2 protein-coding genes are annotated in these 1,389 nt (G+C 42.8%); one reads left to right on the top strand and one right to left on the bottom strand.

Translation table 11 applies throughout. The annotated features are described in order from the left end of the window. Positions 1 to 720, top strand: a 720-nt coding sequence (locus tag A3729_RS03910) for a GMP synthase (RefSeq protein ID WP_156497633.1), incomplete at its 5' end; no start/stop codon positions are given. An 18-nt stretch (positions 721 to 738) separates the two neighbouring features. On the opposite strand, the gene A3729_RS03905 is transcribed toward A3729_RS03910, so the two are convergent. Further along, the coding region (locus A3729_RS03905) for a GGDEF domain-containing protein (RefSeq protein WP_197475542.1) at positions 739 to 1,389 on the bottom strand (651 nt) is incomplete at its 5' end.

Below are 1,389 nucleotides of genomic sequence, written 5' to 3'. Positions count from 1 at the left end.
ATAATGGATAACTATAAAGTCGCCATTTTGCAGTGTGATGACGTGCTAGATAAGTTCCGGACCGACTTCGGAAACTATCCGGGTATGGTTGAAGATTGCTTTACGCAGGTCTCGCATAGCTTAGAGTTTTTTACTTATGATGTGCGTAAAGGTGAATATCCTAAACAGATACAGGATTTTCGTTTTTATGTGATCACTGGGAGCAAAGCCAGTGTCTACGATAATGAGTTCTGGATAAGTAAATTAGTAGAGTTTGTGCAATGTCTGGATCGAGTATCGATACCTGTGTTTGGAATCTGCTTTGGTCATCAGATCATGGCTTTAGCAAAGAATTGTTCGGTTGAGAAATCTTCTAAAGGTTGGGGTGTAGGTGTTTCAAGTAATGAATTAACCAAGTGCGCCTATGACTTAGGCTTTGAGGGAAATGCCCTTAATATGATTGTTAGCCATCAAGATCAAGTCCAGAATATACCGCAAGAATCCAAGCTTCTAGCGACAAGTGATTTTTGTCCATACTTTGCCGTTCAATGGAGTGATTCCTTGATTAGTATCCAAGGGCACCCGGAATGGACTTGTGAATACTCTGAAGCCTTAATGAATGATCGTCGCGACCGAATCCCTGCTAATACAATTGAGGCTGGTCTAGAGTCCTTAGCGAAACCTCTGGATAACAGGGGTTTCCTAAGTGTAATTTCGAAATTTTTACTTCAGAAAGCGTGATGTTGGTTTTGGTGGCTGTTAATGTGCGTGACTTATCGGCAAGGTAGTTAGGGTGTCATTTAGCTCGCTTGAAACTGCCTGGTTTCTACCATTCAATTTTGCACTATATAGTGCCTTGTCTGCTCGCTCTTTCAGGCTATCAAGGGTTTCACTTTGAATGAAGGTCGAGGTACCAGCACTAATGGTTACAGGGATAATTTTGCCCTTATATAGGTAGGTGTGTTGCTCTACGCTCTGCCTGATTCGATCAGCAATTTTTAAAGCTTGATTGGCATCTGTATCATCTAGAATTAATACGAACTCTTCGCCACCGTAGCGAAAACACAAATCACTTCCACGCGCGCACTTTTTGATTGTCGCTGCAAGGTCGCGAAGGACGCTATCACCGGCTAGGTGTCCGTATGTATCGTTGACGTGTTTAAAATGATCAATATCAAGCATGAGAACGGAAAGAGGGGTGTTGTGACGTGTCGCTAGCTCTGCCTCTCTGTGTAAGCTGGCATCAAGTGCGCGTTTATTGCCGCAACCCGTTAACTCATCTCTAAGCGCTGATTGAAGTGCTGCTTGATATAGTTTTGCATTTCGTAAAGGAAATACCAAGGTGCTAGCCAGGCGCTCGATAATGGAAAGTTCTTCTTCAAGAAAGCGCTTCTTTCTAGAAAAGGTAAT

This window comes from Oleiphilus sp. HI0043 (assembly GCF_001634935.1).
This window is presented reverse-complemented; position numbering and strand designations above follow the sequence as displayed.